This window comes from Streptomyces sp. NPDC046900, assembly GCF_040644975.1.
GTDB lineage: Bacteria > Actinomycetota > Actinomycetes > Streptomycetales > Streptomycetaceae > Streptomyces.
On sequence record NZ_JBEYXD010000193.1, the window covers coordinates 1 to 5,314 of the forward strand.

General features: G+C 67.7%; 2 protein-coding genes and 1 pseudogene. All 3 read right to left on the reverse strand.

Going from position 1 to position 5,314, the window contains the following annotated elements:
• Nucleotides 1-380 precede the first annotated feature (380 nt).
• Nucleotides 381-914, reverse strand: a complete 534-nt coding sequence (locus ABZ904_RS50385; RefSeq protein ID WP_359411742.1) for a GNAT family N-acetyltransferase — start codon at nucleotides 912-914, stop codon at nucleotides 381-383.
• Nucleotides 915-1,384: 470 nt separating this feature from the next.
• The gene (locus ABZ904_RS50390) at nucleotides 1,385-4,135 is read right to left on the reverse strand and encodes a hypothetical protein (protein WP_361830987.1); all 2,751 of its coding nucleotides are present in this window, start codon (nucleotides 4,133-4,135) and stop codon (nucleotides 1,385-1,387) included.
• A gap of 1,029 nt (nucleotides 4,136-5,164) precedes the next feature.
• Nucleotides 5,165-5,314, reverse strand: a pseudogene (locus ABZ904_RS50395) (site-specific integrase); the annotation flags it as partial.

The following is a 5,314-nucleotide window of genomic DNA, read 5'->3' on the forward strand; positions in this document are numbered from 1 at the left end:
AACGTCGCCCGAACACGATTGACTTCATGTGCGTCCACCCCCTCACCATTCCCCTGAACAAGGTCGACACACAGACCTAACGGAGTCCTACTAGTAGCCCGTCCCACAACTGGACCTGGATGGCCATCGGGCGGCTCCTCTCTTGTGGCGCCCATCCACGGGCCGGTGTGCAGGAGGTGGAGAAGTTAGGCGAGCAGGTCTGTCCGCACCCTTAGCAAGGGGTGGGGAAATTCAAGGCTCTGGGCGCAGTTCCGTGAAAGCCCAGGTCAGCGATGGGAAAACATCATCCGTCCCCGGGTGTCCGTACTGTCGCGATTAATGCGCTCGGGGGCGTGGGGACAGTGGTCAGCTGTCGTGTGGTGTGCGACGGCTCGGGCGGATCATGCCTGGAACTCGGTGAGGTCGATGGCGTGAACGCGCAGCGGGTAGCCGTACACCGGGTGTGCCGTCTCCCGCTCGGGCACCATGCCGAGCTTGCGGATGACGTTCTCGGAGGCGTTGTCACCCACCCGGTTGATGCTGATGACCCGGTCCAGGCCACGGTCCTGGAGCGCGAACTCCAGCGTGGCGTGGGCGGCTTCGGACGCGTATCCCTGGCCCCAGAACTGTGAGCCGATCCGCCAGCTGATTGCCACGGCGGGCATCACCTCCGGCAGGAACTCGGGGACGGACAGTCCCGTGAAGCCGATCAGTTCGCCCGAGGCCAGCAGCTCGATGGCGAAGAGTCCGAAGCCCTCCTCGTCCCACTCCTCCTCCCACCGCTCGATGTCCGCGGCCGTGTGGTCCAGGTCGCGCACCGAGCCGTCGTCGATCCAGCGCATGACCCGTGGGTCCGCGTTGATGTCCGCCATCGGCGCGAGGTCGTCGTCGTGCCAGCTTCGGAGGAGGAGGCGGGGTGTGCGGATCTCGGTCATGCGCCCATCCTGCCGAAGGCAAAGGCCTCATCGGTAATCCGGCGCTCGCCCGCGCTGCCGTTGCGGAACCAAATGACGTCAAGCCGCCTCCACCGCACAGCGTGACGGGTGAAACATCGGGCCGACGGCCGGACAGACGACGTGCCACTTCGGCAGCGCGGCCGAGAGGTGAGACCGATTCGGCGGCAGCCTGCCGCCGCCGCAGCAAGATCATTCACGGAATCGTGGGCAGAGCCAAATTCAAAGATCCCCATCAATACGAACCTGACCAAGCCCTACTAGCTAGGGCTTACCCATCCGCCCGTGGAACGGCCGCACAGCGTCTTTCGTGCGGATGCGGCGAGCTATGTGGGGCCGCCGACGGAGTTGGATAGGGCAGAGTGGATCGCGGCGCGACTGGCGCCGAAGCCCGATTACTCAGGGCGCCGACCCTGGCTGGGGTCGGCGCCCTGGGGCGCGTACGAGAGGCGTCAGGGGACGTTGTGCGTGGTGTTGCTGGCCCACAGAGCGCCGCCCTTGCCGGGGCCGCCAGTGCGTTTGTAAACGACGAGGTTGCCGTCGTCCTGCATGACCGCGTACGCCCCGGGGGTGCCGGAGGTTCTGGTGGACCACAGGGCGCCCCCCTTACCGGGCCCGCCGCTGCTCGCGTAGACGACAAAGTTCCCATCGGTCTGCATGATCGCGTACGCCCCCGGGTGGCCGGAGGTCTTGCTGGACCAGATGGCGGCGCCATCGCGCTTGCGGTACATCACCAGGTTGCCGTCGGTTTGCATCACCAGCCGGGTGTATCGGCTCTGTGTCCACCATCCGGCCTTCATGGTCTGGCCGGAGGCGACGGTCTGGGGGCGCGCGTACGAGCCGCTGGACCACAGGGCACTGCCGGGGGCGGTGCTGCCGGCCCGGTAGACGACGAGGTTTCCGTCGCCCTGCAGGGCCGTTTGCGCGCCGGGGTTGCCGTAGGTCTTGGTGGACCAGAGGGCGCCGCCCTTACCGGGCCCGCCGCTGCTCGTGTAAAGGACGAGGTTGCCGTCGGTCTGCATGATGGCGTACGCGCCGGGGTGTCCGGAGGTCTTGCTGGACCAGATGGCCTGGCCGGTGCCGCTGCCGCCTGTCTTGAGGTAGGCGACGAGGTTGCCGTCCGTCTGCATCACCAGCGTCACGCTGCTGCTGCTCAGATGGTGACCCGGCGGGAGCACCTGTCCCGACAGCATGGCGGTGCCGGCGGCCGGCGCGGGGGCGGATGCGGGAATCTGCGGGTCGACGACGTGGATGTTCTCGTGCGCGTCGAGGTAGGCGATCCCCCCGTGGTACTTGTCCACCGCCCAGGTCATGCGGCGGTCGTCGGTAAGCGGCCCGGCCGGAAGATCGGCCAGGTCGCTGGTGACCGCGGTGTCGGTGTGGACGTCGGTGAGCACCAGTTTCCCGGTAGCCTCGTCGTGTTCGACGAGATAGCCGTCGCCGAGCTGGGCGAGCCCTGCGGTAGGCAGGGGGATGTCCTTGCCTGTGGTCAGGTCCCACACACCGGCCGGTGCGTTGTTCCCGCAGGACCAGTAGACCCATCGGCCGGCCGCGGCCTGCAGTTCGCTCGGCACGCACGGGGCACCGGTGGCGACGGTCTGCACGGTCTTCTGCGTGGTGAGGTCGACCTGGCTGATGATGCCCGCAGTCGGGCGGGCCTCCCACAGCGTGGAGCCCGACAACGCCGCCCCGGTGACCGGGCGGGTGAACAGTACCCGGCCGGGGTTGGCCGAATCGATGTCGCCGATGTACTGCTTGTGCGTGGAGCCGCCGTCGTAGACCACATAGCGGCCGTTGGCGTCGACGAGCGTGCCGCCCGTCGCGGAAGGCTCGATGAAGTAGCCGGTCTCGCCTTGTTGAACGGTGACCTTGTCGTCTCCGGAGCGCCACAACTGCGAGATGCGGCCGTCACCGGTCCCGATCGGCGGTGCGCACGTGGCCGCTGCGTCGCAGTTGCTGGGTGCCCAGGTCTGGCCGAACGTCGTGTGGGCACCGTAGGAGGGCGTGGTGCCCAGCGTGATGATGCGGGTGAAGCCGTTCACGGCGGGCGTGCTGCTGCGTTCGACGGTGAACAGGGTGCCACCGGCGAGCGAGAGTCCGTCGATCGGTGATGACGTCGCCGGGTCGGAGTCCACTGCGGTCACGGTGGGGGTGCCATCGAGGCCGGGAGTCACCCTGCGTGCTGCCCAGTCGGTCACCGACGCCCCGCCGACGACCAGAACGCCGCCCGGTCCGGTGCGTATCTCGTCCGGGGTGGCATGGGGGAGGAGGGTTAGTGTGTCGCCGCCGGTCAGGGGTGTGGCGGTCAACGGACCGCCTAGACCGTAGGTTGGGGTGCTGGTGCTGGAGGGGCCGTGGATCGCTATGAGCCAGTCGCCTGCGATGCCGAATCCGGTGGCCACCATGCCGGCCACAGCAGGCACGGTGACGGTCGTCTGCGGGTCGCCGGGGGAGGACCGTGATACCAGGTGGACGGCCGAAGTGTCCTGCTGGGAGTACCAGGCGATGTACTTGTCCGTCAGGAGGACGGAGACGTTTGCCTGCGGCACGGTGCCGGATATCGGAGTTATCTGGCCGGTGTTGAGGTCTACCAGGGTGAGCCGTGTACCCGTGGTGTCGGTGTAGCGCACGACCGTGGAGTCGGCGTCACCCGCTCCCGTGCCGCCGGTGATCGTCGCGTCTTCGGGCCAACCCGTCACCTGGGTGTCGGTGACCTGGCCGCCAGCCGACGTGAGGATGTGCAGTGAGGCAATCCCCCGGCCCGAGGACCCTGGCACCATCGTCACAACGTGCGATCCGTACGTGCCCACGTAACGCTGACCGGCAGGGATGGGGATGCTCGTCGTGGTACCGGCGTCCATGTCGTGGAGTTCGATACCGGTCGTGTCCACGGTAGCCACGACATCCGCGCCCGCGCCGTCAGGGTGTCCGGCGAGAGGTCCCTTCACGGGGATATCCGGGCCGCCGGGGTAAACGGTCCAGACCGCCCCGGGGTTGCTGCCGCTCTGCTGGTGCAGGAACCCCCCGGGACCAGCGAAGTCCAACACGTCAGGGCTCGGAAGGTAGTCCGGGGCGGCAGGAATGACGGTCTCGGTGGGGGCGGCTGCCTGGGCGGCCGGTGCGGCGATCGCCGCGAGGCCTGATACCAGGGTGAATGATGCGGCTACGGCGATCGAGCCGCGTACGAGGGCGCGATGGGCCACCCGTTCCTCCTAATGAAGGTGAGAAGACATGGGTGGGATGCGGCAGATGGCGCCTCGCCATCCTGGTGGTCCTGTTGGGCTCCCGGCTCGCTGTACCCCCCCATGCAAACGGCGAAGCTAGTGCAGTCTCACGAGGATGGGGAAGCTCCAGCAGGTCAGTCTTGCCGAGTTCACAACTTCGAACCCCCCTCATGCGCCTGCCACGAGGCTTGAGTTGACGTGGAACGAGAGGCGCCTACACGGGAAAGGCCAGCGTCGCGTCTGTCGGCAAACGATTGCCCATCCAGCGGCTGATGGCACCCGCGGCACATCGATGGGAGGGACGCACTTGGTCGGTGCAGCCTGCTGAGTGACGCCGTCCCAGTTGGCGGAGGGCGACGGGGTGTGGCTCGCCGAGGAACGCTCGATGGCGTTCGACCCGTCGTATCCGGTGCCGACCCGACCACGGACCGCGCCGCAGCGGCGCTCACCCTTGGCTGCTCCCTGAACCAGGTCGGCTATTGCGCACGCTGCCAGGGCCTGCCGGCGCGCTACGAGCCCAACGCCCAGGTCGTGTGCGCGCATTGCAAGGCGATCGAGCGCCAGAGCCGCTAGCCTGTCCTCAGCGGCCCGGACAGGGCGCGCGAAGACGGCCGAAGGCCCCGACCCCTGATGGGGACGGGGCCTTCGTCATGCCCAAGGGGTCTGCGTTGCTCGCCGCTTCGACGACCCCAGCCGACCTCGGCAGACTCTCCCGCCCTCGTTCCCACGGCTTCCCGGCAGCCCTTCATGGGAACGTCATGGGAACGGAAGGTCGTGTAAGGGCGGGGAACGATCGGGCAGGGGCGGAAGGCCCTACTGTGCTGACCAGCATGAACGCGGAAACCAGGGGAAGATCATCACGGACAGGGGTGACGCTGGGGGCTCTTGTAAAGCGAAGGTCGTCGGTTCGAATCCGACAGGGGGCTCTGCTTCCCAGCAGTACCAACGCCCCGGTCGGTGATCGGTCCGGGGTGTTCGGCATTCCACGGGTGACATCAGCGGGGGCGGTCACCCACGGTCGGGGCGGCGCCCGACCAGACGGTCCATGTGGCTGATGGCCTCGGGCTGTGTGTCCGATGTCACGTGGGTGCAGACGTCCATCGTGATGCTGATCTGGCTGTGGCCGAGGGTCTCGCGGGGAGCCACGCCGTCCGCGGT